This is a genomic window from Nonomuraea sp. NPDC004354 (assembly GCF_053602555.1).
On record NZ_JBSGDV010000007.1, the window covers coordinates 157336 to 182689 of the forward strand.

The window sequence follows — 25354 nt, forward strand, 5'->3', positions numbered from 1 at the left end:
GTGCTTCAGGACAGGTCGCCAGCCAACTTACCGTTCGCGTGCGGGATCAGAGACGAGGTTTCCAGCAGTTCGGGGGAGGCCAGCGGCCGCGGGAGGCCTTCCAGCATGTCGGGGGAGCCGAGCTCGCCGTCCACGACGCCCAGATCGTGCAGTTTGCGAGCGGTGACCAGGACCCTGGTCTCCAGCGAGCCGACCGTCTTGTTGTAGCTCTCGACGGCCCTGCTGAGCGCCTTGCCGAGCGACTCGACGTTGCGGCCGAGCGACGACAGCCGCTCGTACAGCTCCTTGCCGAGCTCGAAGACGGCGCGGGCGTTCTCGCTGAGCGCCGCCTGCTGCCAGGCGTAGTGGGCGGTGCGGAGCATGGTGATCAGCGTGGTCGGGGTGGCGATGTGGACGCGCTTGGCCATCGCGTACTCCAGCAGCCCTGGGTCGCGTTCGAGGGCGGGGGCCAGGAACGCCTCGCCGGGGATGAACAGCACCACGAACTCGGGCGAGGGGTTGAACGACTGCCAGTAGGACTTGGCGGCCAGGCGGTCGATGTGCTCGCGGACGTGCCGGGCGTGGGCGTCGAGGCGGACACCGGCCAGTGACTCGTCGCCCGCCTCGGCCGCCTCCAGGTAGGCGGCGAGCGAGACCTTGGAGTCGACGATGATGTTCTTGCCGCCCGCCAGCCGTACGACCATGTCGGGGCGGTGGGCGCCCTCGACGACCTGCTCGTCGAAGTCGCAGAAGCGCTGCATCCCCGCGATCTCGGCCACCCTGCGCAGCTGCAGCTCGCCCCACCTGCCCCTGGCCTCGGGCCGCTGCAGCGCCCGGACCAGGGCGGTGGTCTGGGAGCGCAGCTGTTCGTTGCTCTGCCGGACGAACTCCATCTGCTGGGTCAGCTCGGCGCGGGCGGCGCGCTGGCCGGACTCGGTGTCGCGCAGCTGCGTCTCCACCCGCCCCAGGAGGTCCTTGAGCGGCTCGACCAGGTGCTCGACCGCCTGCCTGCGCTGGTCGAGGTCGCCGGTCGCCTCGGCGCGGCTGGCGGCCAGGCGGGTCTCGGCCAGTTCGAGGAAGCGGATGTTGTTGACGTCGAGCGCGCGCGTCGACAGCGCCTGGAACCGCTCGCTCAGCTGCTCCTCGACGTAGACGAGCTTGTCGGCGGCGGCCTTGGCGCGGGCGTCCGCCTCCGCCACCCGTACGGCGGCGCGGGTCCTCGCCAGCAAGAAGCCGACCGCCAGTCCGAGTGCCAGGCCGATGAGCAGCGATGCGACGTCCATTGTCGGCATCTTTCCAGGGGGCGACCGCTCCGGCGCGCTCGACACGCCTTCCGCATTCCGCTTGTGCGGACGCGCCATCGTCACCGACAGTACCCATATGATTACCGGTTCGAAGATGACGGTCGCGCTCGCGGCCACGGCCGTCGTGGCGGCGCTCGTGGCCGCGGCGGCGGGAGCGGTCATCGCCGGCCGCGTCGGCGACGCCGGGCGCCCCGCGCCGCCGGGCTCGCCGGCGCGGGGCACGCTGGTGTGGACACCGGGCGCCTGCGTGAGCAAGACCGGGGTCAGGTTCGACCTCACCGCCTGCAACGGCGGCCATGCAGAGGTGCTGGCCATGGAGGCCGATCCGCGGCGCTGCCCCCTCGACACCGACGAGATCGCCCGCGTCGACGGCGGCAGGATCGCGTGCCTGCAGTACTTCCTGGAGCCCCACCCGGGCGCGGGCGGCGCCGGTGGCGGACTGCTGCGGGCCGGTGACTGCCTCGACCGCGAGGGCCGCGAGCTGCCCTGCGCCACCCCCGGCTGGTACGGCAGGGCGGTGGCCGTCGTCGCGCGCATGGACCACTGCCCGCGCGGCACGGCCGACGCGCTCGCGATGGAGGGCCAGGCGGTGTGCCTGGCCCCCGGCGGCAAGGTGCTGGCCGAGGGCGCCTGCGTCGACGAGAAGGTGCGCAAGGTCGGCTGCGGGTCGGGGCGGGCGTGGGCCCGCGTGACCGCCTTCGGCAGGTCGGGTGGCGACTGCCCGGTGGGCTCGGATCGTTACGTCACGGCTCGCGGGGCGTATCGGCCGGTGACCTGCCTGCGTCTGATGGCCGGGTAAACTCCGTCCACGTGAGCCTCAGCATCGGCATCGTCGGCCTGCCAAACGTCGGCAAGTCCACCCTGTTCAACGCCCTGACCAAGAGCGCCAACGCGCTCGCGGCCAACTACCCGTTCGCCACGATCGAGCCGAACGTGGGCATCGTGGGCGTGCCCGACGACCGCCTGGCCACCCTGGCCGAGATCTTCGGCTCCGCCAGGATCCTGCCGGCCAAGGTGGAGTTCGTCGACATCGCGGGCCTGGTGCGGGGCGCGTCCGAGGGGCAGGGCAGGGGCAACCAGTTCCTGGCCAACATCCGCGACACCGACGCCATCTGCCAGGTCATCCGGGTCTTCACCGACCCCGACGTGACGCACGTCGACGGCGAGATCTCGCCCAAGCGCGACATCGAGACGATCAACACCGAGCTCATCATGGCCGACCTGCAGACGGTCGAGAAGGCCATCCCGCGCCTGCAGAAGGAGGCGCGCACCAACAAGGACAAGAAGGCCGCGCTCGAGGCCGCCGAGGCCGCGCTGAAGGTCCTGGAGACCGGCAAGACGATCTTCGAGAGCGGGCTCGACCGCGCCGAGGTGCGCGACCTCCACCTGCTGACGGCCAAGCCGTTCCTCTACGTCTTCAACCTCGACGCCGACGAGCTCGTCGACACCGCGCTCAGGCAGCAGCTGTCGGAGCTGGTGGCGCCCGCCGAGGCGGTGTTCCTCGACGCCAAGATCGAGTCGGAGCTCGTGGAGCTGCCCGAGGAGGAGGCGCTGGAGCTGCTGCAGTCGGTGGGCCAGGAGGAGTCGGGGCTGTCGCAGCTGGCCAGGGTCGGGTTCGAGACGCTGGGGCTGCAGACCTACCTCACGGCGGGGCCCAAGGAGACTCGGGCGTGGACGATCCGCAAGGGCGCCACGGCTCCGGAGGCCGCCGGCGTCATCCACACCGACTTCCAGCGCGGGTTCATCAAGGCCGAGGTCGTCTCCTTCGAGGACCTGGTCGCGTCGGGGTCCATCGCGAACGCCAGGTCGGCGGGCAAGGCGCGCATCGAGGGCAAGGACTACGTGATGCGCGACGGCGACGTGGTGGAGTTCCGCTTCAACGTGTGATCCGTCCCGGTGCGACCGGAGGCCGGGAGAAGCCCCAACTGGGGACGAGTTCCACGGCCTCGGTGAAACCGGGACAGTATGGGGCGTCAACCCCTTCCAACCCTGGCGCGTCGAATCGTCACGGCGATCACGCTGACTCGGGAGGACAGATCATGATTCGTCGCATACTCGGGAACCGGCGCCCCACGACGCCCTCGTTGGCGAGCATCAGCCTGGAGGAGGAGCTCGCCCTGCTCCGGGTCGAGCTGATGTACGGCCTGCGTGTCAACAGGGAGGCCTACCTCCGCAGGAAGATGGAGGAGCGGGAGGAGGTCGTGCGCCGGATGCACCACCGCGACGCCCAGGCCATGCTCGCCGACCTGCGCGGCCGGCTCGAGAGGGTCAAGCCGCAGAACGACGCGCCGAGAGTGATCGATCTGCGAACTCGCCGCCACCTGCGTCCGGTCGACGGCCCCGAGACGGCCTGATCACCCCCGCTGACCAGCGCTCCTGTTCCCGAACGGGCAGCCGCATATACCAAATGTGTGGTTCGAGACAGTGCCTATGCCCTTTGGACAGCAATCCCTGGCCGTCCGGTAATGCAGGCCACCTGTCTGGCCTGGTCACACGCCAATTCCACAGGAATGGGACAGGAACCGGCACTCCGTCCTGTCATGCCCACTCGGTTTGCCCACACGCGGCGATGCCTGCAGCATAGGCGTGGCTTTCCTGGAACAATTGGCGGGACTCGATAGGGTGACTGCTTCGCCACGGATGATGCGACATCGCGCCAGCCGGGGGGATCGGCGCGAGCGGAGGCGTGATGGCTCGTAGGTCAACTGTCCACGGTCCTCGGATCGCTGGCGACCCCGAGCTTTCGGCATACCCGGACTTCGACCAACCCCCCGCGGGCGGCAGGCGGGCGGGCAAGCGCGGCGGCTGGTCAGGTGGCGGCGGACGCTGGCTCGTCTGGACCGGCCGCGCCATTCTCTGGGCGCTTATTGTGGTTATCGTGGTCAATGGGGTTCGTGCACCATTTGAGCGATTCACTCAGCCGAGCACTCCAGCGGCGAATGTCCCCTCGCCGACGGGCCAGGCATTTCCCGCCGAGCGCGCCTCGGCGTTCGCCACCCAGTTCGCCAGCATCTATCTGAATATGAAGTCCGAGGAGCTCGACCAGCGCAGCAGGCAGCTCGCGCCGTACCTGCCGAGCACCGACGACCCGCAGTGGGGCTGGGACGGCTACGGCCGCATGTTCGCCGCCAACCTGCAGCCCTTCGGGGTGGAGACCGTCGACGCCGACAACGCGGTCGTCACGCTGACCTTCCAGTCGGGCGCCCGCCGCTTCCTGCTGTCGGTGCCCGTCTACCACTCGGGCGGCCGGTTCGTGGTCTCGGGCCGTCCCGCGCTGCTGCCCGCTCCCGGGGCCGCGGAGCTGCCCCAGGTGGCCCAGCCGGAGGGTGACGAGGCGGCGGAGGCCGAGCTGCGACCGCAGCTGCAGGGCTTCTTCAAGGCGTACGCCGACGGCAGCTCCGACCTGTCCCGCTACCTGGTCGCGGGCAAGGGCCTGCCGAGTTTCGGAGGGGCCCTCTCCTTCGTCGAGCTCAAGAGTGTCGTGGTGCCTGTGGGGGGTGCCACCCGAGAGATCCAGGCGGTCGTGGTGTGGGGCGTGCCGACCGGCGCCACCCCCTCGGCCACGCCGGGCGCGGCCGAGGCCGGTGTGTCCGGCGGCCGCCTCGAGCAGGCCTACCGCCTCACGGTCGAGAAGCAGGGCGACAAGTGGTACGTCGAAGACATCCGCGGCGCCGGTCGGGCCGTTGGATAGACGCACGGCCACGCCGCTGATCGATACCCCCCGGGAGGACCAAGAGTGAAAACCATCATCCTGCACCTGATCGAACTGGCGACGCCGTCACCCGCCCCGACCGGTCCCGACACCGCCGGGCTCGCCAACATGCTGCGCGGCTTCTTCGCCCCGCTCTTCCTCGTCGTCGTCTCGATCGTCGCGCTGTTCTTCCTCTTCACCCGCGAGATCACGAGATTCGTACAGTTCCTGATTCTGGCCGTGGCGATCGGCGTGATCTTCTACGTTCCCAACATCATCGAAGTCACGGCCAAGGCGATCGCGGGGGCTCTCGGCATCAAGTGAGCACCGCTCCCTGGCGATATCGGCAGGGTTGAGACCGCGCCCGCGCGGTCATGGAACGAAGGGCAGCGGCGGCTGCCAGCGAGGGCGGAGAGGAGGACCGCGTGGACCTGCCTACCTACACGAACATCTGGCGCATCGAGAAGCGGCTCTACAAGCTGTACGACCTTCGGCTGCCCATGCCGCTCCCCATCGTCTGGATCGGCGTGTTCGCCGGCGTGCTCGCCCCGTGGTCCCTGCTGCTCTGGCTGGTCGGCATCGGCTTCGAGGCGCCGTGGCACGTGCTCTACCTCGTGCCGCCGGGCATCGTGACGTGGCTGTCCACCCGCCCCGTCATCGAGAGCAAGCGGCTCACCGAACTCCTGCAGTCCCAGCTGCGCTACATGGGCGAGCCGCGCTCGTGGTGCCGCCTCATCCCCACCGCCGAGCCCGAGAGCGTCACCTTCTCCGGCAGGGTCTGGCGCGCCGCCCCCGCCCCCGTCCGCGTCAAGGCCAAGGCGAAGGCCGGCGCGCACAAGCGCCGCGCCGTCCCCGCCGCGGTCAAGGCCCGCCAGGTACGGCCCGCCGTCGCGGCGGCCGCCGCCGCGGCCACCCACGCTCCCGTCGCCCCGCCCGCCGCGGCCACCCACGCGTCTGTCGCCCCGCCCGCCGCGGCCCGGCCCGCCTGGGGCGGCGCCACGGGCCGCCGCCAGGGCGTCGCCCCCGCCCTGCCCTCCGCCGACGTCGAGTCGCCGTTCCCGCCCGACACCCCGGTACGGCACGCGGAACCGGCCCGGGTGGCCGACGAGATCGCGGTGGCGGCTCCGGCGGCCGGTGTGGCGACGCCGGACGACGGCCTGGCCGTCGAGGGCGCCGCCGCGCTCCCGCACATCGGTGAGGTGTCGGAGACCGGAGCGCCCGTCGCCCAGGACGACGACGCGCACGTCGACGCCACCCACGGACCCGGCAAGCACGCCGAGGGTCGTGCCGGCGCGGGGTCCGAGGTCCGGGCCGGTGGTGGTCGTGCCGGTGACGGGTCCGAGGCGCAGGCCGGGGTGTCGCCGGTCCGGTGGGGGTCCAGGATCGAGCCCGGTCCCACCGAGGCGCCCGCCCAGACGCCCGCCGCGCCCGCCAAGCCCATCGGCGCCGAGGCGCTGCGCCGGCTGCGCCGGTTGGCGGCCACGGCGGACGCCCCCGACCAGCCGTCCCGCCCCGAGCCCGCCCCCACCCAGACCTCGGTCACCCGTGCCGCGACCGCCCGCCACGAGTCCAAGGCGCCTCGGCCCCAGGCCGCCCGGCCGGAGCTCGAGGCGACCCCGGATGCGGCCGCGCCCGTGACGGCGGCGGCCAGGGCCGAGGAGAGCCCGGCCGAGGAGAGCCAGGCCGAGGGCGTCCCCGTCGTCGAGGCCGCGTTGCCCGAGCTTCCGCCCGCCCAGGAGACCACCGCCGACAAGTTCGACCCCGCCGAGCAGGGCACTGGCCGCCACAGCGCGGACAAGCAGGGCACCGGCAAGCAGAGCGCCGACGAGCAGAGCGCCGACAAGCAGGGCGTCGGCGAGCGCGGCGCCGACAAGCAGGGCGCCGGCGAGCGCGGCGCCGGTAGGCAGGGCGCCGACGAGCAGACCACTGCCAAGCAGGGCACCGACGAGCAGGACACCGCCAAGCACGGCGTCGACGGGCAGGACACCGCCAAGCACGGCGCCGGCGAGCAGGTCGAGGACCAGGCCAGAGACCAGCACCGCAAGGGCCAGCCCCCGCTGACCACCGCCGTCGTGTTCCAGGGCCAGGTCAGGCCGACCATCCCCTCGATCGTCCCTGGCACGCGCCCGCCCCAGCCTCCTGCCCAGTCCGGCCGGCAGGCCCAGTCGCCGCCCCCCATGAAGCCCTCCACGAAGCCCTCCATGAAGTCCCCCGTGACGCCCCCCGTGACGCCCGCCGAACGCCGCCCGAACCCGCAGCCCACGCCGGCCGCCCAGAGCGCCCCGCCGCTCAACATCAGGGCCGTCCAGGCGCCGACCACACCGGGCGGGGCCGTCCCCGGACGGCGTGACGAGCCGCGCGTGCGCAGGGTCGAGTCGGTCGTCGGCCGCGACTCCTCCGGCGGGTGGCGCAGGCTCGCCCAGGTGGTGGTCGGCGGTGGCGGCAGCCGTACGGACGGGTCGGAGATCGACGAGGCGCGGACGCGCGCGGTGTTCGGCGGCGGCAGGAGGATCGTGGTGCTCGGCTGCACGGGCGGCGCGGGCCAGAGCACGACCGCGCTGATGCTCGGCCACACCTTGGCCCAGTACCGCGACGACCGGGTGCTCGCGGTCGACGCCAGCACCGGCGGCAGCACGCTGACCAGCCGCATCAAGGCCGAGTCGCCCGAGACGCTGACCAGCCTGCTGTCGGGGCTCGACCAGGTCAACGGCTATCTCGGCATGCGCGCGTTCACCACCCGCACGGGCAGCGGCCTGGAGGTCGTGGCGGCCGACACCGACAGCGGCGCCGAACAGCGACTCGCCGACCGCACGCTCTACTCCGACCACCGGCTCGGCCAGGCGATGCACCTGTTCGACCACCACTACAAGCTGACCGTTCTGGACCCTGCGCCCTCGCTGGCGGCCCGCGTCCTGCCGTACGCCGACCAGCTGGTGCTCGTCGTCCCCGCCAGCGAGGACGCGGCTGAGGCGGTGGCGATGACGTTCGAGTGGCTCGACGGCCACGGCTGTGCCGACCTGCGCAGGCGCGCGGTCATGGTGGTCAACGGGGTGAGCCGCCGCAGCATGGTGGACGTGGAGCAGGCCGAGGCGGTGGCGCGCGGGAGGTGCCGGGCCATCGTCAGGGTGCCGTGGGAGGACGACCTGGCGCAGAGCCGTACCGAACCGGTGGAGCCAGAACAGCTACGACAGGCGGGACGGCGGGCCTACCTCGCTCTCGCCGGGGTCGTGATCGCGGGTTTCGCGTCAGCACAGAGCACCCGTTCCAGCGAGGAGGAACTGGCCCAGTGACCCCCAGGGCACCCAACGAGGAGCGTGCCAGGTCGGCTGCCATCGCATCCGGACACCGGCACGACGGAGGTATGGCGGTCTGATGAGCACGCTTCTTGCCGGTCAGCGGGGCTCATGCGCGGAGGGGGCGGCATGAGCAGGGCGACTCGGGCGCACCAGCGTCTGGCGGTCCGATACTTCGACGACCGCATCCTGCTCACCGAGGGCTCCGCGTGGGCCTACTTCCGGTTGCCGACGGTCAGCTACGAGTTCGTCACTCCGGAGGAGCGGGAGGCGCTGGCCACCAACATCACGATCGCGCTGGCGGCGATCCGCATGCCGGACGCCGAGGTGCATCTCAGGGTCGCGCACCGCACCTATCCCGCGGCCGAGTGGGCGATGGCGCTGAACGGCACCTCCGACGAGGGCCCCGGCTGGCGCGACTACCTGGAGGAGATGTACCGGCACGTCTGGGCGAAGGACTTCTGGTCGAAGGAGGTCTACCTCGGCGTACGGCTCGGCCCGCGCGGCCGCCAGCTCGGCGCGGGCGTGCTGGCGCAGCTGTTCGGGTTCTACCAGCGCAGTGAGAAGGCGCTCGGGCTCGAGGACGACCACGTGCCCGACGGCGAGCTCGCCCGCTGGACCGAGCAGGCCGAACGGCTCGGCCGGGCACTGGCCTCCAGCGCCCTCTACGCCCGCCACGCGACCTCGGGCGAGGTGGCGTGGCTGTTCAGGCACGCGGCGACCGCCTCGCTCGGCGACCCGCCGGCCAGCGCGAGCCCGAAGCGGCGCTGGGGCAGGGGCGAGATCGAGTCGCTGGTCGAGGGGCAGATCCACAACGGCAGGTCGTTCCTGCGCATCGCGCAGCCGCAGGGCGACTCCTACGTGGCGCACCTGTCGTTCGCCCGCTTCCCCGACCTGATGCCCTTCCCGGACGGCGAGCCGTGGATGCACTTCGCCGACCAGCTGCCCTTCCCCGTGGAGATCTCCAGCCGGATGCGGCTGATCCCGCCGGTCAAGGCGTCCAAGGACGTCGCCCGCAAGCTCGCCCACGCCCGCGACATGGACATCCACATCCGTGAGGCCGGCGCGGAGGCGCCGATCGCGCTGGCCGAGCAGATCGACGCGGCCCGCATGCTGGAGCACGGCATCACGAAGGAACGCCTGCCCTTCGTCTACGGCTGGCACCGGCTGATCGTGAGCGCCCCGACCGAGGAGATCTGCCTGCAGCGTGTCGAGGCGGTCGTCGAGCACTACCGCGACATGGGCATCGACATCGTCAACTCCACGGGCGACCAGTTCTCGCTGTTCTGCGAGGCGCTGCCGGGGGAGAAGGTGACGGTCAACGCCTACGCCCAGCGCCAGCCGCTGCGCACGATCGCCGGTGGCATGGCGACCGCGACCGTCGACCTGGGCGACCGGATCGAGACCGAGGCCGGCTGGCACGGCCCGTACATCGGCGAGACGGTGGGCCGCGCCCGCAGCATCGTCCACTTCGACCCGCTGGTGGCCGCCGCCCGCAACCGGCCGACGGCCATCGCGATCACCGGCGAGCCCGGCGGCGGCAAGACGACGCTGGCGCTGCTGATGATCTACCAGATGGCGCTGCGCGGGGTCACCGTCGCGGTGATCGACCCCAAGGGCGACGCCGAGTCGCTGGTGCGGCTGCTGCAGAAGCGCGAGCGCAAGGCCCGCATCATCCCGCTGGGGTCGGCCGCGCCCGGCCTGCTCGACCCGTTCTCGTTCGGCGACGACATCGCGGCCAAGAAGACCATGGCCACGGAGACGCTGCGGCTGCTGCTGCCGCGCATGTCGGAGGAGCGAGAGTCGGCGATGATCCAGGCGGTGGCGGCCGTCTCCAACGCGCCCGACCCCTCGCTGGGCAAGGTGGTCGACTTCCTGGAGCAGGCTGGCGACGCGGCGTCGAAGAACCTCGGCGCCGTGCTGCGCTCGATGTCGGAGATGCACCTGGCGAGGCTGTGCTTCGACGCCTCCGGCGGGGAGCAGATCGACAGCGAGGGCTGGACGACCGTCTTCACGCTCGGCGGCCTCACCCTGCCCGACGCCACCACGGCGCGCGACGACTACTCCTACGAGCAACGCCTGTCGGTGGCGCTGCTCTACCTGGTCTCGCAGTTCGCCCGCAGGTTGATGAACGGCCTCGACCGGCGCGCGCCCAAGGCCATCTTCCTCGACGAGGCGTGGGCGATCACCTCCACGCCCGAGGGCGCCAAGCTGGTGCCCGAGGTCAGCCGGATGGGCCGCTCCCGCAACACCGCGCTCGTCCTGGTCTCGCAGAACGCGGGCGACCTGCTCAACGAGCAGGTGACCAACTGTCTCTCGTCGGTCTTCGCCTTCCGCTCCACCGAACGGGTGGAGGTCGGCCACGTCATGGCGCTGCTCGGCGTGGAGGCCTCGGAGGAGCACAAGGCCGTGCTGCGGTCGCTAGGCAACGGGGAATGCATTTTCCGTGACCTCGATGGCAGAGCGGGCCGCATCGGCGTAGACCTGATCTCCGACGAGCTGCTCAGGTGGCTCGACACGAACCCGACGCACGACAAACCCGGGGAGAACGTGCATGATCAGATTCGCGGGGGAGTGACCGGAGCCCAGGAGGTACGTTCATGAAGGGCCGACTAGGTCGGCGGCTGACGTTGGCGCTGGTGCTGCTCATCGGCATCGTCGCGCTGCCCATCGCCCTGCCCTCGGGCACGGCGGCCGCCGCCGCTCCGTTCTGTGACCTTTCACCCGACCTCGCCCCGCAGCTCGTCGACAGCGGTGTCGACGGCCTGCTGCAACCGCCGCCGCCGGAGGGTACGGCGGCGGCGCCGCAGGCGACGACCAACTACGCCCGTTACGGCATGGCCGGCCTGTTCTGGCACACCGACGGGCTCGGCTGCAGCGACGTCGCGGCCGTGCTCGGCAACACGTGGGCGAACATGATCTTCGACTGGGCCAAGGCCGTGGACCGGTTGACGATCACCACCTACCAGGCCGCGGCCACCGAGGGCCCGCTGCAGTCGATCAAGGACGTGGTCGACGACATCGTGGAGAACCTCGCCGCCGCGATGTACTGGCCCTTCCTGCAGCCGATCATCATCCTGGCCGCCATCTGGCTGGCCTGGTACGGACTGTTCAGGCGCAGGGCGTCGGTCACCACCGAGGCCGTCGTCTGGATGGTCATCGCGGTCACCGCGGCCGTGTGGTTCTTCAGCCGTCCCGGCGACTTCACCGGGCTCGGCAAGATCGTCACGGACAAGACCACCGAGGTGGTCAACCAGGCCTTCTCCGGGCTGCCCGGCGCGGGCGGGACCTCGTGCCTGCCGGCCAAGGGCGCGCAGGGCGACAAGCCGGTCGAGGGCGGCTACGCCAGGACCGGCGTGCCGAGCGTCGACCAGAACGCCGACGCGCTGTGGTCCACGCTGGTGTGCAGGCCGTGGCTGGTCGGCCAGTTCGGCACCTCCGACCCGAACGCGCCCGTCATCCGCGACTTCGGCGCCAAGCTCCTCGACATCCAGGCGATCGACAAACAGGAACAGGCGGGCCAGCCGCCCAGCAGCACCGCCCACCAGGCGGCCTACAACGAGATCGCCGAACCGCTGCGCACCACGCCCATCTACTTCCTGTTCCAGGGCAAGGACTGGAGCGGCAGGCTCGGCATCGCCATCGGCGCGCTGCTGGCCGCGCTCATCGCCGGGCTCCTGATCTTCCTGGTGGCCGTCTCGCTGCTGGTGCTCAAGGTCGGCTTCCTGCTGTTGCTGATCCTGGGGCCGGTCTTCCTGCTCATCGGCGTCCATCCGGGCAGCGGCCGGATCATCGCGATGCGCTGGGTCGAGATGCTGATCGGCATGCTGCTCAGACAGGCCGTGCTGGCGCTGGTGCTCGGGGTGCTGGTGTACGGCTACGCGCTGATCATGGCCACGGCGCTGCCATGGGGCATCCAGATCCTGTTCATGGCGCTGCTGACGATCGCGGTGTTCTTCTACCGGCGACCGTTCCAGCACCTGTTCGCCTCGATGAGCGGCCACACGCTCACCACCAGGATGCTCGGCGAGGCCGCCTCCGCGCCGACCCTGGAACGCGCCGCCAACGTGCTGCCGCCCGTCGCCATCACCAAGGCCGGACGCTGGGGCCTGCGCAAGGCCGAACCGTTGATCCAGGCGGCCGCCGCGGGCAGTACCGCGGGGGCCACGGCCGTGGGCGCGGCCGTCGCCCAGGGCAGGGTCAGGGGCGAGGAGGGCGCGGCGGCCAACGCGCAGGCCGGCACCAGGGTGCCCGCGCCGCTGGCCACCGACGCCGAAGGCAAGGCGGGCGCCAGGCCCGCCGCCGCGCAGCGCACCGGCGCGGCACCCCCGCTCAACCTCGGCTCGGGCGGCCGCGCCACCCCGCCCACCCGCACGGGCACCGGCGGCGTCTCGTCCGCCCTGTCCGCCGGCGCCGGATCCGGCACCGGATCCGGCGCGGCCACCTCCGGTGGGTCCAGGACCGGCGGCTCCGGCGGTTCCCGCGGATCCGGCTGGTTCGGCAGCAGGTCGGGCGGCGGCTGGGCCGCCACGGGCGGCTCCAGCGGTACGGCAGGCGGCTCACGCTCGGGCCGCGGCGTCCGCTCGTCCGGTGGCCTGTTCGGAGGTGGCTCGGGCTCGTCCTCTTCGCGTGGCTCGTCGGGCTCGCGCGGCTCGTCCTCGTCGCGCGGGTCGTCGGGCTCGCCGGCCGGGCGCGGTCCGATCGGCTCGTCCGGTGGCGGGCGTCCGGCCGAGGCCCCGCAGGCCCGTTCGGCTGAGCCGCCGCCGCTGTGGCTGCCCAGCCGTAAGAGCGAGGGCAGGAGCGACGAGCCGCCCGTGCCGTTCTGGCTGCGACCCAACAGCTCCGACAAGGATTGACGATGGCACAGCTGGGTGACAGGAGAGGGCTGGCCTTCGCCGCGATCGTGCTGGTGCTGGCGGCGGTCGGGCTCTTCGTCACGATGTGGCCCACCTCGGACGAGCCCGTGCCCGCCGCCGGTCAGGAGGCGGCGGGCCGTACGGGGTCCGGGGCCTCGGCGGCGCCCGCCGCCGTCACCCCGCTGGCCACGGCGAGCGACGCGCCCTTCGACATCTACTCCTACCTTCCGATGACCAAGCAGGAGCTGGCCGCGGCGGCGGACCTGGCCGTGCGCTTCGCCGCCGCCTACGGCAGCTTCCGCTACGACGAGGAACCGGCCGCCTACGCCGACCGGCTAAAGGTGTTCACCACCGCCGACCTGGCCGAGGTGCTGACGCGGACCGTCACCTCGCCGGGCACCGTCGAGGCGAACAGGACCGATCAGGTGGTCTCGCAGGCGACCGCGAAGGTCAAGGAGATCAGGCAGGTCGACAGGACCTCCATCGTCTTCGTCGTCACCGGCACCAGGCAGGTGTCGGCCAAGAGCGGGTCGACCAGGCGCGACGAGGACTACGCGGTGACCGTGCAACAGATGGGCTCCGACTGGCGGGTCTTCGACCTGCAGCCCGCCGACCAGGGACAGGACGGAGACAGCTCCGGGTGAAGTTCTCCTCCCGCACGAAAATCGTCGGGGCGCTCGGGCTCGCCGGGCTGGTACTGGTGACGCTGATCATGTCCCCGATGCTGATGACCAGCTTCCCCTCCTTCATCAGTGACGGCAGTCTTTCCGACTGCGAGGAGATCACGCAGGCGGACGAACCAGCCTCGGAAGGGGCGACAGCCGACATTCCCCCCGACTACCTGGCGCTCTACCAGAAGTTCGGCAAGCAGGTGGGCGTCCAGTGGACGATTCTGGCGGCCGTGGGCAAGCGCGAGACCGACCACGGCCGCTCCACGCTGCCCGGCGTGCAGAGCGGCACCAACTACGCCGGCGCCGCCGGGCCGATGCAGTTCCTGGTGAGTACGTGGGGCGGGGCAAAGCGCATCCCGATCCCGTCGGAGTTCAACGGGTACGCCTCGGACGGCGACGGCGACGGCTGGGCCGACATCTACAACCCGGCCGACGCCATCCTGGGCGCTGCCACGATGCTCAAGCGCAACGGGGCCCCGGAGAACGTGCGGCGGTCGCTGTTCGTCTACAACCGGGCGTGGTGGTACGTCGACCAGGTCGAGGAGATCGCGCGCAAGTACGCCGCCGACGGCGAGGTCAAGGTGCCGCCGCAGGCCGACGCCGGATGCGACGAACCGCTCATCGAGGCGGCGCCGAGCGGCGTGGTGGCGAGGATCCTCGCCTACGCGCTCGACCAGCGCGGCAAGCCGTACCTGTGGGGCGGCACCGGGCCCGACGCCTTCGACTGCTCCGGCATCATCTACATGGCCTACCGGAGCGTGGGGCTGACGATCCCCAGGACGACGTTCGGGCAGTGGCCGTTCGGGGTGAAGGTGCCCGACGGGCAGGAGCAGCCCGGCGATCTCGTCTTCTTCAACGCGGGGCCAGGAACCAGCGCCGACAATCCCGGACACGTCGGGATGGTGGTGTCGAAGGGGAAGATGGTCGAGGCGCGCTGCCGGTTGTGCGGCCCGATCAAGGTCACCAGCTATCGGGGCAGGGACGCCATCGTCGGATTCACCAGGCCGCTGGAGAACCCGGCCGTCAAGGAGCAACTGGCCAAGCTCACCCCCGTGTTGTAGCACTGTGATCCTTCACCAACCGTTGGCCTTCCGTCCCCTGCCCCGGCGCAGGGGCGGATGCGTAAGGTTGGGAGGCTCGAAGGCAAGGAGATGCGATGGCGGTTCTGGTGGTGGGCGCGGCGATCATCGCCGACGGCAGGTTGCTGGCGGCGCAGCGAGCAGAGCCACCCGAGCTGGCGGGCGGCTGGGAGTTCCCCGGAGGCAAGGTCGACGAAGGGGAGAACGACATCGACGCGCTGGTCAGGGAGTGTCACGAAGAACTCGGCGTGATCATCCGGGTCGGCGAGCGCGTGGGCGGCGACTGGCCGCTCGGCGACGACTACGTGATGCGGGTGTGGCTGGCGTCGCTGGTCTCCGGCACGCCCCAGACCAAGGAGCACCTGGCGCTGCGCTGGCTCGCGCCGGAGGAGTTCTACGACGTGCCGTGGCTGGCGGCCGATCTTCCGGTGGTCAAGGTTGTGGAGACTCTGCTGCGAGAGGATTAATCCACTCCACTGCGTGACATAACCACTACGCAGTGTATTTGTTGGCGCGTCCCGTCTCGGGGGAAAAGCGGAGAAGCGCAGTGAGTTGGTGGCGTCGTGCCCAGATAGCGTCGGCTGTCGGATCAGGGGCGCTGATCTTGGCGACCACGGCCACGACGTCGGCGGTCGAGGCTTCAGAGATCGAGGTACCTTCTGCGGGGGTTTCCCGCGAAGGGCTGATCGAGCTCAGAGTGGAGCGGGTGGCCGATCCGGACGTGGGTCGATGGTTGCGAACCGGTGATGTGCTGCGCTTCAGGGTGGCCGTGGAAGGTCCGGCACAGGACACCAGTCTGGCGGTCACGGCCCAGCCGGCGCGGGCGCTGTCGCAGGTGACGTGCGCCGCGTCGCCCGCCACCGGAGCTGACGCCGTCACCGGAGGAGCGGACGCCGCGCCCGGCGCGGGGTCGGCCGTCGACGGTGCGGGCTCGGCCGGAGGCGCAGGGTCTCCGGCGGGCTCGGTCTCTGCGGATGCCGCGCCGGGTGCGGGTTCCACCGGTGGGGGTTCCACCGGTGCGGGAGGCACGGGCTCCGCGGGGGCCGATGCGGGGATGTGCCGGTTCGGGGACGCCCAGGGAGAACGGGCGGCCGATGTCAGGCTCACCGTGCCCGAGGGTGCGAGAGAGGTCGTGCTGACCGCGGAGGCGCAGGCACGACAAGGCGCCGACGGCGTTCCGGAGCGGGTCACCAAGACGACCACGATCCCGGTCGCTTCGCTGCCGCTGCCGTGGTTCGCCGAGCCGCGCCCGGCGAACTATCCCGTCCCCATGTTCGCCGAACCGCGTCCCGCGAACTATCCGCTGCCGGTCTTCGCGGAGCCGCGTCCCGCGAACTACCCCGTGCCCCTGTTCGCCCAGCCGCGCCCGGCGAACTACCCGGCGCCGGGATCGGCCGAGTCGGGCTCGGGGAACGTCCCGCCGGCGTCCGCCGAGTCGCGCCCGGCGCAGGCGTCCGCCGACTCGCGCCCGGGGAACGTACCGGCGCAGGCGTCCGCTGCCTCGCGCCCGGGCAGCTACCCGGCGCAGGCGTCCGCTGAGCCGCGCCCGGCGAACTATCCGGCATCAGGGGCCGCTGAGCCGCGTCCGAGGAACTACCCGGCACCAGGGCCAGCCGGACCGCGCTCGGCGAACCCGCTGCCGTGGTTCGCCGAGCCGCGCCCGGTCAACTACCCGCTGGCGGGCTTCGCCGAGCCGCGTCCGGTGCGGCATCCCTCGCCCGGATCCGTCGATCCGCGCCCGATGTTGCTCGCTCCCGGTGACGCGCGGCCTGCGCAGGCCGCCGAACTGCCGGAGGTGTCCGAGGGCGCGGGCGGGGGCGCGGACTCGCGCGCCCAGGCCCAGGGGGCGGATGGCGGTGTCCGGGGTGGACCGGTGCGCCGCGTCGACGACGGCGGCAGGGGCACGACGGCGTGGAGCGCGGGGGAGGCGACCCGGCAGCCCAGAACCCTGCCCCACCCTGCCGGGGTCGGAGCCCAGGCCATGACCGGTGTTCAGCCGTCCGTGACGGGCGTTCAGCCGTCCGTGACCGGGGTTCAGCCGCCCGTGACCGGAGTTCAGTCGCCTGCGACGGGCGTTCAGCCGCCCGTGACCGGAGTTGGGTCGCCCGTGACCGGAGCTCGGTCGCCCGTGACCGGGGCCGGGGTCCAGTCGCCTGCGACCGGGGTCCAGCCGCCGGGGGTGAGCGCGCGGTCGTCTGCGACAGGTATGCGGCTTCCCAGGTCCAGGGCTGTGACGGGCAGGAGGCTTCCGAGGACGGGCGTCAAGGCGCCTGCCACGGGCGCCCTGCCTGCCGCCACCGGGCTGCAGCTCCCGGCCACCCGGTCTTCCGGCAGCGGCGTGCAGTCTCCCGTCACGGGGATTCAGACGCCCACCAGCGGGGTGCGGTCTCTCGCCACCGGGGTTCAGACTCCGGCGACCGGCGTCCGGTCCCCGGCCACGGGCACGAAGACCCCCGCGACCGGCGTTCGGTCTCCGGTGACGGGGTCGAAGGCTCCGGCGACCGGCGTTCGGTCTTCGGTGACGGGGTCGAAGACTCCTGCCACTGGTGTCCGGTCTCCGGCCACGGGCACGAAGGCTTCCGCTGGCGTTCAGTCTCGTGGCACGGGGACGAAGAGTCCGGCCACCGGGGTCAAGGCCCCCGCGACGAGCCGGTGGGCCGCGGAGGCGACGCCGATGACCGACGCGGCGCTGACCGGGGCGCAGGAGGCGCAGCAGGCGTCGGGTGGATCGGCGTTGCGCCTTCCGCAGGTCGCGCCCGAACAGTCGGCGGCGAGCTCGCCGTCCGTCATGGCGGCGCCGCTGGCCCGCGAACTCGCCGTCTCGCCCGCGAAGCCGCAGGCCGCGAGGAGGACCGATCTCACCACAGGGCTGAACGGCCTGCCGTACGTGGGGGGCGGCATTCTGGTGCTGCTCGCCGCGTTGTGGGGCGTCGCGCGGGCCCAGCGGAGCCGCGGTGTCAGGAAATCACAGCCGATGTCGTAAATCGGACTTTGCGCTGACATTTACCGTCCTAGTATTCTCGTTGACCAAGGTTTCGGGAATGCGCGGAGGGCAGCGGTGGCACCCAGGCGACTGACGGCCGTCTCCGCCCTGCTGCTCTCCTTAGGGATCAGCGGCGGCGTCGTGCTCGCGGCGGTCCCCCTCATCAGCCAGGTCGCCAGCGCGTCGGTCGTGGCACGCGACCCGGGAGACGCGATCCCGCCGTGTGACGCGGGTGAGGCCTGCGAGCCGACCGAGGTCGTCACCACGGTCACGATCACCACCACGCTCGGGTCGCCGACGCCGACGCCTACGCCGACCGATCCCGTCACGACCGTGACGACCACGGTGACGCCGTCGCCGACGAAGACCAGCAAGGCGCCCGAGCCCGAGAAGACCACGGCCAAGCCGCCGGCGACGCAGGCTCCGCCCGTCCAGCAGCCGCCGCCGGTGGTGCCCTCGACGGACGTGAGCGTGCCGTCGGCCCCCGCGGACACCGCCGAGGAGACGCCGACGTTCTCCTTCCCGACCGTGCAGGACGACACGCCCTCGCAGGCGCCGAGCGAGCCCACGACGGCCGTCTCCGACTCCGAGGAACTGGTGGTGCGCAACGCCGCACCGGAGTACGACCAGACCACGCTCAGCCGCAAGCTCGGCATCCCCGCGCTGGTGCTGGTCCTGCTCGCGTTGTTCGCCGTGCTCATCTTCGAGGGACGGCTGCGCAGGATGGCCCACGCCGCCGCCGTCCGCAGGGCCGGGCCGCAGCAGCCAGGACACCACCGGGGCGAGCCCGCCGCCGAGCCGTATGGTGGCTACCCGGCCGGACCCGGTTTCGCGGGCCCTGTCCCGGCCTACGCGCCGATCATCAGCTTCGTGCCGGTGCAGACCTACCCGGGCGGTCCCGCCCAGTACCAGCCGGTCTACCAGCACCCGTTCCCGCAGGACCCGTCGATGTACGGCCAGCCGGGTCCGACGGCCGACTACTCCGCGCAGGCGGGGCACCCGCAGCCCGGGTACCCGCACCCCGAGTACGCCCAGCAGGAATACCCGCACCCCGAGTACACCCAGCCGGAGTACACCCAGCCGGAGTACGTCCAGCCCGAGTCCGTGGAGAGCCACGACCAGCCGGCCGGCGACTTCGACGCCTTCAAGCCGCGCGAGTTCCACGTGGCCGGCGACGACCCGCTGCCTCCTGACCTGGCGCCGGGGCAGCAGCCGCAGTACCGCGACCTGTTCGAGCCGCTGGTTCCGCCGGACCAGCCGTCGCTCGGCGACATCCCGCCGGGCGGTGACGCGCCCTACGACGATCCGCACCACAAGGGTCAGGCGGGTGGCCCGACGATCGTCGAGGCGGGCGACGCCGAGCCCTGGAAGCTCGACGACGCCGCTCCCGCGGCCGAGGACCGCACGGCGATCCTTCCCCTGCGCGACATCGACGACCACCGCGAGTTCTGACCGGCCACAGACCCGGACCGGCCCGTGCGCCTGGCGACCGCTTGAAGGGCGCTCGGGGCTCAGCGAGCGTGTGACGGCCTGCCGGGGGTGATCGGTCACTGGATCGCCGTGTGATGGTTCTCCACATGGTCGGCTCGGCGGGTGTGGACGGCCTGCCGGGGATGACGCGAGCGTACGTCGGGTCCCAGCGGGTGCCTGACGGGCTTGCCGGGTGGGTCGGTGCGTGGCCCCGGTGTGCGCCTGACGGGGCGCCGTGGCGGTGGGAGGCGAAGTCCTGCTGGAGGAGCGCACGGTGACGGGGGCGAGCCCACGACGGCGGTCGGCGCGTGACCCGGCGGCAGCCGTACCGGAAGGAGCCGAGGAGCCTGCTGTACTGGAAGGAGCCGAGAGGCCCGCTGTACCGGATGGATGCGGAGCGCGCCGTATCCGATAAGTCCGGTGCCCGGTGGATGCGAGGAGGGGCCGGGTGGGGACCGCCCGGATGGCCGGGCGGTCCTGGAGGGGCCGGTGGGGTCAGCCCTGGCGCTTGAAGATCTTGCTGCCGAGCCAGACCAGCGGGTCGTACTTGCGGTCGACCACGCGCTCCTTCAGCGGGATCAGCGCGTTGTCGGTGATCTTGATGTGTTCGGGGCAGACCTCGGTGCAGCACTTGGTGATGTTGCAGTAGCCGAGCCCGTGGTCCTTCTGCGCGGACTCCTTGCGGTCGGCCACGTCGTAGGGGTGCATGTCCAGCTCGGCGATCCGCATGAGGAAGCGCGGCCCGGAGAAGGCCGGCTTGTTCTCCTCGTGGTCACGGATGACGTGGCAGACGTTGTTGCACATGAAGCACTCGATGCACTTGCGGAACTCCTGCGAGCGCTCGACGTCGACCTGCTGCATCCGGTACTCGCCGGGGCGCACGTCGGCCGGCGGCGTGAACGACGGCACCTCCCTGGCCTTCTGGTAGTTGAACGACACGTCGCACACCAGGTCCTTGATGACGGGGAAGGTGCGCATCGGTGTGACCGTGATCGTCTCGTCCTCCTCGAAGGTGGACATGCGGGTCATACAGCCGAGCCTCGGCTTGCCGTTGATCTCCATGGAGCAGGAGCCGCACTTGCCGGCCTTGCAGTTCCAGCGCACGGCCAGGTCGGGCGCCTGGGTGGCCTGGAGCCGGTGGATGATGTCGAGGACGACCTCGCCCTCGTTGACCTCGACGGTGAAGTCCTCGAGCTTGCCCTCGCCGCCCTCACCGCGCCAGACGCGGAACTTCGCCTTGTAACTCATTCGATCCCGTCCAACTCGTCGTCGGTGAGGTACTTCTTCAGCTCGGCCAGGTCGAACAGGGCCAGCAGGTCGGGGCGCATCGGCTGCTGCTGCTTCTCCTCGACGGTGACGGACGAGCCGTCGGCGGCGGCGGAGCAGACCAGCAGCTTGCGCCGCCATTCGGCGTTCATGCCGGGGAAGTCGTCGCGGGTGTGGCCGCCGCGGCTCTCCTCGCGCATCAGCGCGGCCTTGGCCACGCACTCGGACACGAGCAGCATGTTGCGCAGGTCGAGCGCGAGGTGCCAGCCCGGGTTGTAGATGCGCCCGCCGGCCGCGCCGACGAGGTGGACCCGCTCCTTCAGCTTCTCCACGACCTCGAGCGCCTCGGCGACCTCCGAGGACGTCCTGATGATGCCGACCAGGTCGTTCATGGTCCGCTGGAGCTCGTGGTGGACCTCGTAGGGGTTCTCGCCGGAGCGCTCGAGCGGGGCGATCGCCTCGGCCTTGGCGCTGTCGACGCTCTCCTGCGACACGGTGGGCCGCGCGCTCAGCGAGTCGATGTAGGCGGCGGCGCCGGCGCCCGCGCGCCTGCCGAACACCAGCAGGTCCGACAGCGAGTTGCCGCCCAGCCGGTTGGAGCCGTGCATGCCGCCGGAGACCTCTCCGGCGGCGAACAGTCCCGGTACGGCCGCGGCGGCGGTGTCGGCGTCGACCTCGACGCCGCCCATGATGTAGTGGCAGGTGGGGCCCACCTGCATCGGCTCGGCGGTGATGTCGACGTCGGCCAGCTCCTTGAACTGGTGGTGCATCGACGGCAGCCGCTTGACGATCTCGGCGGCGGGCAGCCGGGTGGAGACGTCGAGGAACACGCCGCCCTGCGGCGATCCGCGCCCCGCCTTCACCTCGGAGTTGATCGCCCTGGCCACCTCGTCACGCGGCAGCAGCTCCGGAGGGCGGCGGTTGTTGGCCTGGTCGGTGTACCAGCGGTCGCCCTCTTCCTCGGTGGTGGCGTACTTGTCCTTGAACACCTCGGGGATGTAGTTGAACATGAACCGCTCGCCGAGCGAGTTGCGCAGCACGCCGCCGTCGCCGCGGACCGACTCGGTGACCAGGATGCCGCGCACGGACGGCGGCCACACCATGCCGGTCGGGTGGAACTGGATGAACTCCATGTTGATGAGCTTGGCGCCGGCCAGGAGGGCCAGGGCGTGGCCGTCGCCGGTGTACTCCCAGGAGTTGGAGGTCACCACGTACGACTTGCCGATGCCGCCGGTGGCCAGCACGACGGCGGGGGCGTCGAAGACGACGAAGTTGCCGGTCTCGCGCCAGTAGCCGAACGCGCCGGAGACGGCGTCGCCGTCCTTGAGCAGCCGGGTGACCGTGCACTCGGCGAACACCTTGATGTAGGCCTCGTAGTCGCCGTGGTTCTCGTAGTCCTCCTGCTGCAGGGCGACCACGCGCTGCTGCAGGGTGCGGATCAGCTCCAGCCCCGTCCGGTCGCCCACGTGCGCGAGCCGCGGGTACTCGTGGCCGCCGAAGTTGCGCTGGCTGATCTTCCCGTCCTTGGTGCGGTCGAACAGCGCGCCCCACGCCTCCAGCTCCCACACCCGGTCGGGAGCCTCCTTGGCGTGCAGTTCGGCCATGCGCCAGTTGTTCAGGAACTTGCCGCCGCGCATGGTGTCGCGGAAGTGCACCATCCAGTTGTCGTCGGGGTTGACGTTGCCCATGGCCGCCGCCGCGCCACCCTCGGCCATGACCGTGTGGGCCTTGCCGAACAGCGACTTGCACACGATCGCGGTGCGCTTGCCCTGCTGGCGGGCCTCGATGGCGGCCCGCAGCCCCGCGCCGCCGGCGCCGATGACGACGACGTCGTATTCGTGACGCTCGATTTCCACTTGAGATCCCACGTGTTCCGGGTCCTTACGCGTACGGGAAGGTGATGATGCCCTTGGCCACGAGGCGGACGTAGAAGTCGGCGCCCATCACCGAGAACATCGACGCCCACGCCAGCGGCTGGTGCTTGGCGTTGAGCTTGGAGACGAACGTCCAGGCCTTGTAGCGCAGCGGGTGGCGAGAGAAGTGGTTGAGCCGTCCCGCGGTGATGTGCCGGCAGGAGTGGCACGACAGCGTGTACAGGTTGATCAGGATCGCGTTGCCGATGAGGATCCAGGTGCCGAGCCCGAGCGGCTTGTGGACGAGCGCGAGCACCGCGTCGTAGGCGAGCACGAGGCCGATCACGATCGCCGCGTAGAAGAAGTAGCGGTGGATGTTCTGGATGATCAGCGGGAAGCGGGTCTCACCGGTGTACTTGCCGTGCGGCTCCTGGACCGCGCATGCCGGCGGCGAGAGCCAGAACGAGCGGTAGTAGGACTTGCGGTAGTAGTAGCAGGTGAGCCGGAAGCCACCGGGCAGGCCGAGGATCAGCAGCCCCGGCGGCAGGGTGTACCAGTCGCCGAACGGCGCCAGCCCGAGGAACCTCGCCCCCTCGTGACACGAGGTCGCCAGGCACGGCGACGAGAATGGTGCGATGTAGGGCTCGACGAAGTAGCTGGTGTCGAGAATCGCCCACACACCGTAGACCAGAAAGGACATCAGCCCTAGAAAGGTCAAAAGCGGGGCGATCCACCATCGATCTGTGCGCAACGTGCGCACCGTGATTCGGGCGCGCTCTCGTCTGACCTGGGGTTCAGGGGTCGTCTGGGTCATCGCGGACCTCTCCACCTCCCGCGGAATGGGTGCTGCGAGGGTGGTGGAATCACTCGCCTCTCGCGCATTGGTGGGGGATACGTTACGACGCTGGCATCGGGTTGTGTGAGAAGCATCACTCACCTTTTCCGATGCCTGGCTGTGATTCCCGTCACCCATCCCCGTTAGGGGGCAGTTTAACCACGCTCACGAAGAACTCGTCGATCTGCCGGACGACCCTGACGAACTGATGAAGATCCACCGGCTTGGTCACGTACGCGTTGGCGTGGAGGCGGTAGCTGTGCAGGATGTCCTCCTCCGCCTCGGAGGTGGTGAGGACCACGACGGGAATGCTGCGCAGGTCGGGGTCGCTCTTGACGTCGGACAGCACCTCCCTGCCGTCCTTGCGGGGCAGGTTGAGGTCGAGCAGCATCATGTCGGGCCTGGGCGCGGCGGTGTAGGCGCCCTGCCGGCGCAGGAAGGCCATGGCCTCCTCGCCGTCGCTGACGACGTAGAGCGTGTTGCGCACCCGGTTGAGCTCGAACGCCTCCCTGGTCAGCAGGACGTCGCCGGGGTCGTCCTCGACCAGCAGCACGTTCATCACTCGCCCCTGCCCGGAAGGGTCCACCGCACGGTCGTGCCGGGGCCCTGCCTGGTGTCATTGTCCACCCAGATCCGGCCGCCGTGATACTCCACGATCTTCTTGCACAGTGCCAGCCCGATGCCGGTGCCCGGATAGCGGTCGCGGGTGTGGAGCCGCTGGAAGATCAGGAAGATCCGGTCGGCGTACTTCTGCTCGATGCCGATCCCGTTGTCGGCGCACGAGAACTCCCACATGCCGTCGGCGGCCTCACGGGCCGCGATGTGCACGACGGGCGGCTCGTCGCTCCGGAACTTGACGGCGTTGCCGACGAGGTTCTGGAAGAGCTGGGTGAGCTGGCTCCTGTTGCCCGTCACCTCGGGCAGGCCGGTGCAGGTCACCTCGGCGCCCGCCTCCTCGATCTGGGCGGCGAGGTTGGCCAGCGCGGCGTCGAGCGGCAGCGCGGCGTCGAGCGGCACCTTCTCGCCGCCGATCCTGCCCACCCTGGAGAAGTCCAGCAGGTCGTTGATGAGCAGCTGCATCCGCTTGGCGCCGTCGACGGCGAAGGAGATGTACTGCTTGGCCCGGTCGTCGAGCTGGTCGCCGTAGCGCTGCTCCAGCATCTGGGTGAAGCTGGCCACCTTGCGCAGCGGCTCCTGCAGGTCGTGGCTGGCCACGTAGGCGAACTGCTCCAGCTCGCCGTTGGAACGCCTCAGCTCCTCCGCCTGCTCGTCCGACCGCCGCCACTGGGACAGGATCCTGCGCCGCATCGCGTCGATGTGGCCCGACAGCTCCGCCAGCTCGGCGGGCCTGTCGACGCGCAGCGGGTGGTCGAAGTCGCCGTGGGCGACCGCGCGGACCTGCGCGGCCAGCTCGGTCACCGGGCGCAGCACCATGTGCCTGACGATCAAGCCGATCAGCACGAGCAGGCCGATCAGGACGGCGGCCAGCACGCCGAGGGCGAAGGCGAACGTCCTGGCCCGATCGGTCAGGCGCCCGACGCCGCTGTCATGGTGCAGCTTCAGGGCGGCGCGCTGGCCGGACAGCGCGAACCTCACCTGGTCGAACCTGCCCCGGTCGGCCTGGACGCTCTCCTTGGTCAAGGCTCTGCCCTTGAGAATCGGCTCGGCGACCTCCGCCCGCCAGGCCGCCGCGGCCCGCGTGATGCTGTCGATCCGATGTCCGGGCATCAGGCCGTTGATGCGCGCGACGGCCCTGTCCTCGCTCGCGCGGGCCCGCTCGTAGGCGTCGGCGTACTGCGGGTCGGCGGTCAGGCCGAAGTCGGTGACCGCCTCCCACTGGCTCGCCAGCGCGCCGGCCAGGTCGAGGGTGGCCAGCATGGTCGGATCGACGACCTCGACCACCTCGTGGCGCGCGTCGGACAGCCGGCCGAGCGAGCTGACCGTCACCGTGGCGCCCGCGACGACGACGAGCAGCCCGACGATCGCGGCGAACAGGAACCAGCGCCCGATGGGCAGCCTGCCGTACCCCGTGGGCGGCCTCGGGGCGGGGAGCGGGCGCAGCGCGGACATGCGG

19 protein-coding genes are annotated in these 25354 nt (G+C 71.1%); 13 read left to right on the forward strand and 6 right to left on the reverse strand.

All coding sequences use genetic code 11. From position 1 onward, the window contains the following. Positions 1-5: 5 nt before the first annotated feature. Positions 6-1262: a DNA recombination protein RmuC gene (locus ACWENQ_RS21805; RefSeq protein ID WP_354905756.1), complete on the reverse strand. Its 1257-nt coding sequence runs from the start codon at positions 1260-1262 to the stop codon at positions 6-8. Positions 1263-1377: 115 nt separating this feature from the next. Between ACWENQ_RS21805 and ACWENQ_RS21810 the strand changes: the two genes are divergently transcribed. The 13 genes from ACWENQ_RS21810 (at position 1378) to ACWENQ_RS21870 (ending at position 19308) form a co-directional block, all read left to right on the forward strand. Beyond that, positions 1378-2082 carry a hypothetical protein gene (locus ACWENQ_RS21810; protein WP_452415827.1) on the forward strand — a complete coding sequence of 235 codons (705 nt, stop codon included), beginning with the start codon at positions 1378-1380 and terminating at the stop codon, positions 2080-2082. Between the two features lie 11 nt (positions 2083-2093). Then, on the forward strand, positions 2094-3170 hold the full coding sequence (gene ychF, locus ACWENQ_RS21815; protein ID WP_449917866.1) for a redox-regulated ATPase YchF: 1077 nt from the start codon (positions 2094-2096) through the stop codon (positions 3168-3170). Between the two features lie 152 nt (positions 3171-3322). Next, positions 3323-3637 (forward strand): hypothetical protein, encoded by a 315-nt coding sequence (locus ACWENQ_RS21820; protein WP_354905760.1) that lies wholly within the window; start codon positions 3323-3325, stop codon positions 3635-3637. A gap of 668 nt (positions 3638-4305) precedes the next feature. Further along, entirely contained in the window at positions 4306-4974 is a 669-nt protein-coding gene (locus ACWENQ_RS21825; protein WP_449917863.1) for a conjugal transfer protein, read from the forward strand. Positions 4975-5019: 45 nt separating this feature from the next. Continuing rightward, the gene (locus ACWENQ_RS21830; RefSeq protein WP_354905764.1) at positions 5020-5298 is read left to right on the forward strand and encodes a hypothetical protein; all 279 of its coding nucleotides are present in this window, start codon (positions 5020-5022) and stop codon (positions 5296-5298) included. 101 nt (positions 5299-5399) lie between these two features. After that, a complete protein-coding gene (locus tag ACWENQ_RS21835; protein ID WP_452415828.1) occupies positions 5400-8264 on the forward strand; it encodes a TcpE family conjugal transfer membrane protein in 2865 nt (954 codons plus the stop codon). A 132-nt stretch (positions 8265-8396) separates the two neighbouring features. Next, positions 8397-10871 (forward strand): ATP-binding protein, encoded by a 2475-nt coding sequence (locus tag ACWENQ_RS21840; protein WP_354905767.1) that lies wholly within the window; start codon positions 8397-8399, stop codon positions 10869-10871. Then, complete coding sequence (locus ACWENQ_RS21845) at positions 10868-13123, forward strand: type IV secretion system protein (protein WP_452415830.1); 2256 nt, start codon at positions 10868-10870, stop codon at positions 13121-13123. The genes ACWENQ_RS21840 and ACWENQ_RS21845 overlap by 4 nt, the downstream gene beginning before the upstream one ends. A gap of 2 nt (positions 13124-13125) precedes the next feature. Then, entirely contained in the window at positions 13126-13767 is a 642-nt protein-coding gene (locus tag ACWENQ_RS21850) for a hypothetical protein (protein WP_449917856.1), read from the forward strand. Then, on the forward strand, positions 13764-14855 hold the full coding sequence (locus tag ACWENQ_RS21855) for an NlpC/P60 family protein (protein ID WP_452415831.1): 1092 nt from the start codon (positions 13764-13766) through the stop codon (positions 14853-14855). Before ACWENQ_RS21850 ends, ACWENQ_RS21855 begins: the two co-directional genes overlap by 4 nt. A 95-nt stretch (positions 14856-14950) precedes the next feature. Next, the gene (locus ACWENQ_RS21860) at positions 14951-15340 is read left to right on the forward strand and encodes a (deoxy)nucleoside triphosphate pyrophosphohydrolase (RefSeq protein ID WP_354905774.1); all 390 of its coding nucleotides are present in this window, start codon (positions 14951-14953) and stop codon (positions 15338-15340) included. 2207 nt (positions 15341-17547) lie between these two features. Beyond that, positions 17548-17856 (forward strand): hypothetical protein, encoded by a 309-nt coding sequence (locus tag ACWENQ_RS21865; RefSeq protein ID WP_449917851.1) that lies wholly within the window; start codon positions 17548-17550, stop codon positions 17854-17856. Positions 17857-17931: 75 nt separating this feature from the next. Continuing rightward, entirely contained in the window at positions 17932-19308 is a 1377-nt protein-coding gene (locus tag ACWENQ_RS21870) for a hypothetical protein (RefSeq protein WP_452415832.1), read from the forward strand. Positions 19309-19821: 513 nt separating this feature from the next. Here the strand turns inward: ACWENQ_RS21870 and ACWENQ_RS21875 are convergent. The 5 genes from ACWENQ_RS21875 to ACWENQ_RS21895 all read right to left on the reverse strand — a co-directional run bounded on the left by ACWENQ_RS21875 (position 19822) and on the right by ACWENQ_RS21895 (position 25350). After that, positions 19822-20574 carry a succinate dehydrogenase/fumarate reductase iron-sulfur subunit gene (locus ACWENQ_RS21875; protein ID WP_452415833.1) on the reverse strand — a complete coding sequence of 251 codons (753 nt, stop codon included), beginning with the start codon at positions 20572-20574 and terminating at the stop codon, positions 19822-19824. Further along, positions 20571-22448: a fumarate reductase/succinate dehydrogenase flavoprotein subunit gene (locus tag ACWENQ_RS21880; RefSeq protein ID WP_449917847.1), complete on the reverse strand. Its 1878-nt coding sequence runs from the start codon at positions 22446-22448 to the stop codon at positions 20571-20573. The genes ACWENQ_RS21875 and ACWENQ_RS21880 overlap by 4 nt, the downstream gene beginning before the upstream one ends. 25 nt (positions 22449-22473) lie before the next feature. Further along, complete coding sequence (locus ACWENQ_RS21885; protein ID WP_449917846.1) at positions 22474-23259, reverse strand: hypothetical protein; 786 nt, start codon at positions 23257-23259, stop codon at positions 22474-22476. Between the two features lie 151 nt (positions 23260-23410). Then, on the reverse strand, positions 23411-23839 hold the full coding sequence (locus tag ACWENQ_RS21890; RefSeq protein ID WP_449917844.1) for a response regulator: 429 nt from the start codon (positions 23837-23839) through the stop codon (positions 23411-23413). After that, the gene (locus ACWENQ_RS21895; protein ID WP_452415834.1) at positions 23839-25350 is read right to left on the reverse strand and encodes a sensor histidine kinase; all 1512 of its coding nucleotides are present in this window, start codon (positions 25348-25350) and stop codon (positions 23839-23841) included. The genes ACWENQ_RS21890 and ACWENQ_RS21895 overlap by 1 nt, the downstream gene beginning before the upstream one ends. Positions 25351-25354: the final 4 nt, after the last annotated feature.

What these genes read in the sequence shown, in the direction of transcription:
- ACWENQ_RS21805 (WP_354905756.1), bottom strand. Translation starts at nt 1,262, where the DNA reads ATGGACGTCGCATCGCTGCTCATCGGCCTGGCACTCGGACTGGCGGTC.
- ACWENQ_RS21810 (WP_452415827.1), top strand. Translation starts at nt 1,378, where the DNA reads ATGACGGTCGCGCTCGCGGCCACGGCCGTCGTGGCGGCGCTCGTGGCC.
- ACWENQ_RS21820 (WP_354905760.1), top strand. Translation starts at nt 3,323, where the DNA reads ATGATTCGTCGCATACTCGGGAACCGGCGCCCCACGACGCCCTCGTTG.
- ACWENQ_RS21825 (WP_449917863.1), top strand. Translation starts at nt 4,306, where the DNA reads ATGAAGTCCGAGGAGCTCGACCAGCGCAGCAGGCAGCTCGCGCCGTAC.
- ACWENQ_RS21840 (WP_354905767.1), top strand. Translation starts at nt 8,397, where the DNA reads ATGAGCAGGGCGACTCGGGCGCACCAGCGTCTGGCGGTCCGATACTTC.
- ACWENQ_RS21845 (WP_452415830.1), top strand. Translation starts at nt 10,868, where the DNA reads ATGAAGGGCCGACTAGGTCGGCGGCTGACGTTGGCGCTGGTGCTGCTC.
- ACWENQ_RS21850 (WP_449917856.1), top strand. Translation starts at nt 13,126, where the DNA reads ATGGCACAGCTGGGTGACAGGAGAGGGCTGGCCTTCGCCGCGATCGTG.
- ACWENQ_RS21860 (WP_354905774.1), top strand. Translation starts at nt 14,951, where the DNA reads ATGGCGGTTCTGGTGGTGGGCGCGGCGATCATCGCCGACGGCAGGTTG.
- ACWENQ_RS21865 (WP_449917851.1), top strand. Translation starts at nt 17,548, where the DNA reads ATGACCGACGCGGCGCTGACCGGGGCGCAGGAGGCGCAGCAGGCGTCG.
- ACWENQ_RS21875 (WP_452415833.1), bottom strand. Translation starts at nt 20,574, where the DNA reads ATGAGTTACAAGGCGAAGTTCCGCGTCTGGCGCGGTGAGGGCGGCGAG.
- ACWENQ_RS21885 (WP_449917846.1), bottom strand. Translation starts at nt 23,259, where the DNA reads ATGACCCAGACGACCCCTGAACCCCAGGTCAGACGAGAGCGCGCCCGA.
- ACWENQ_RS21890 (WP_449917844.1), bottom strand. Translation starts at nt 23,839, where the DNA reads ATGAACGTGCTGCTGGTCGAGGACGACCCCGGCGACGTCCTGCTGACC.
- ACWENQ_RS21895 (WP_452415834.1), bottom strand. Translation starts at nt 25,350, where the DNA reads ATGTCCGCGCTGCGCCCGCTCCCCGCCCCGAGGCCGCCCACGGGGTAC.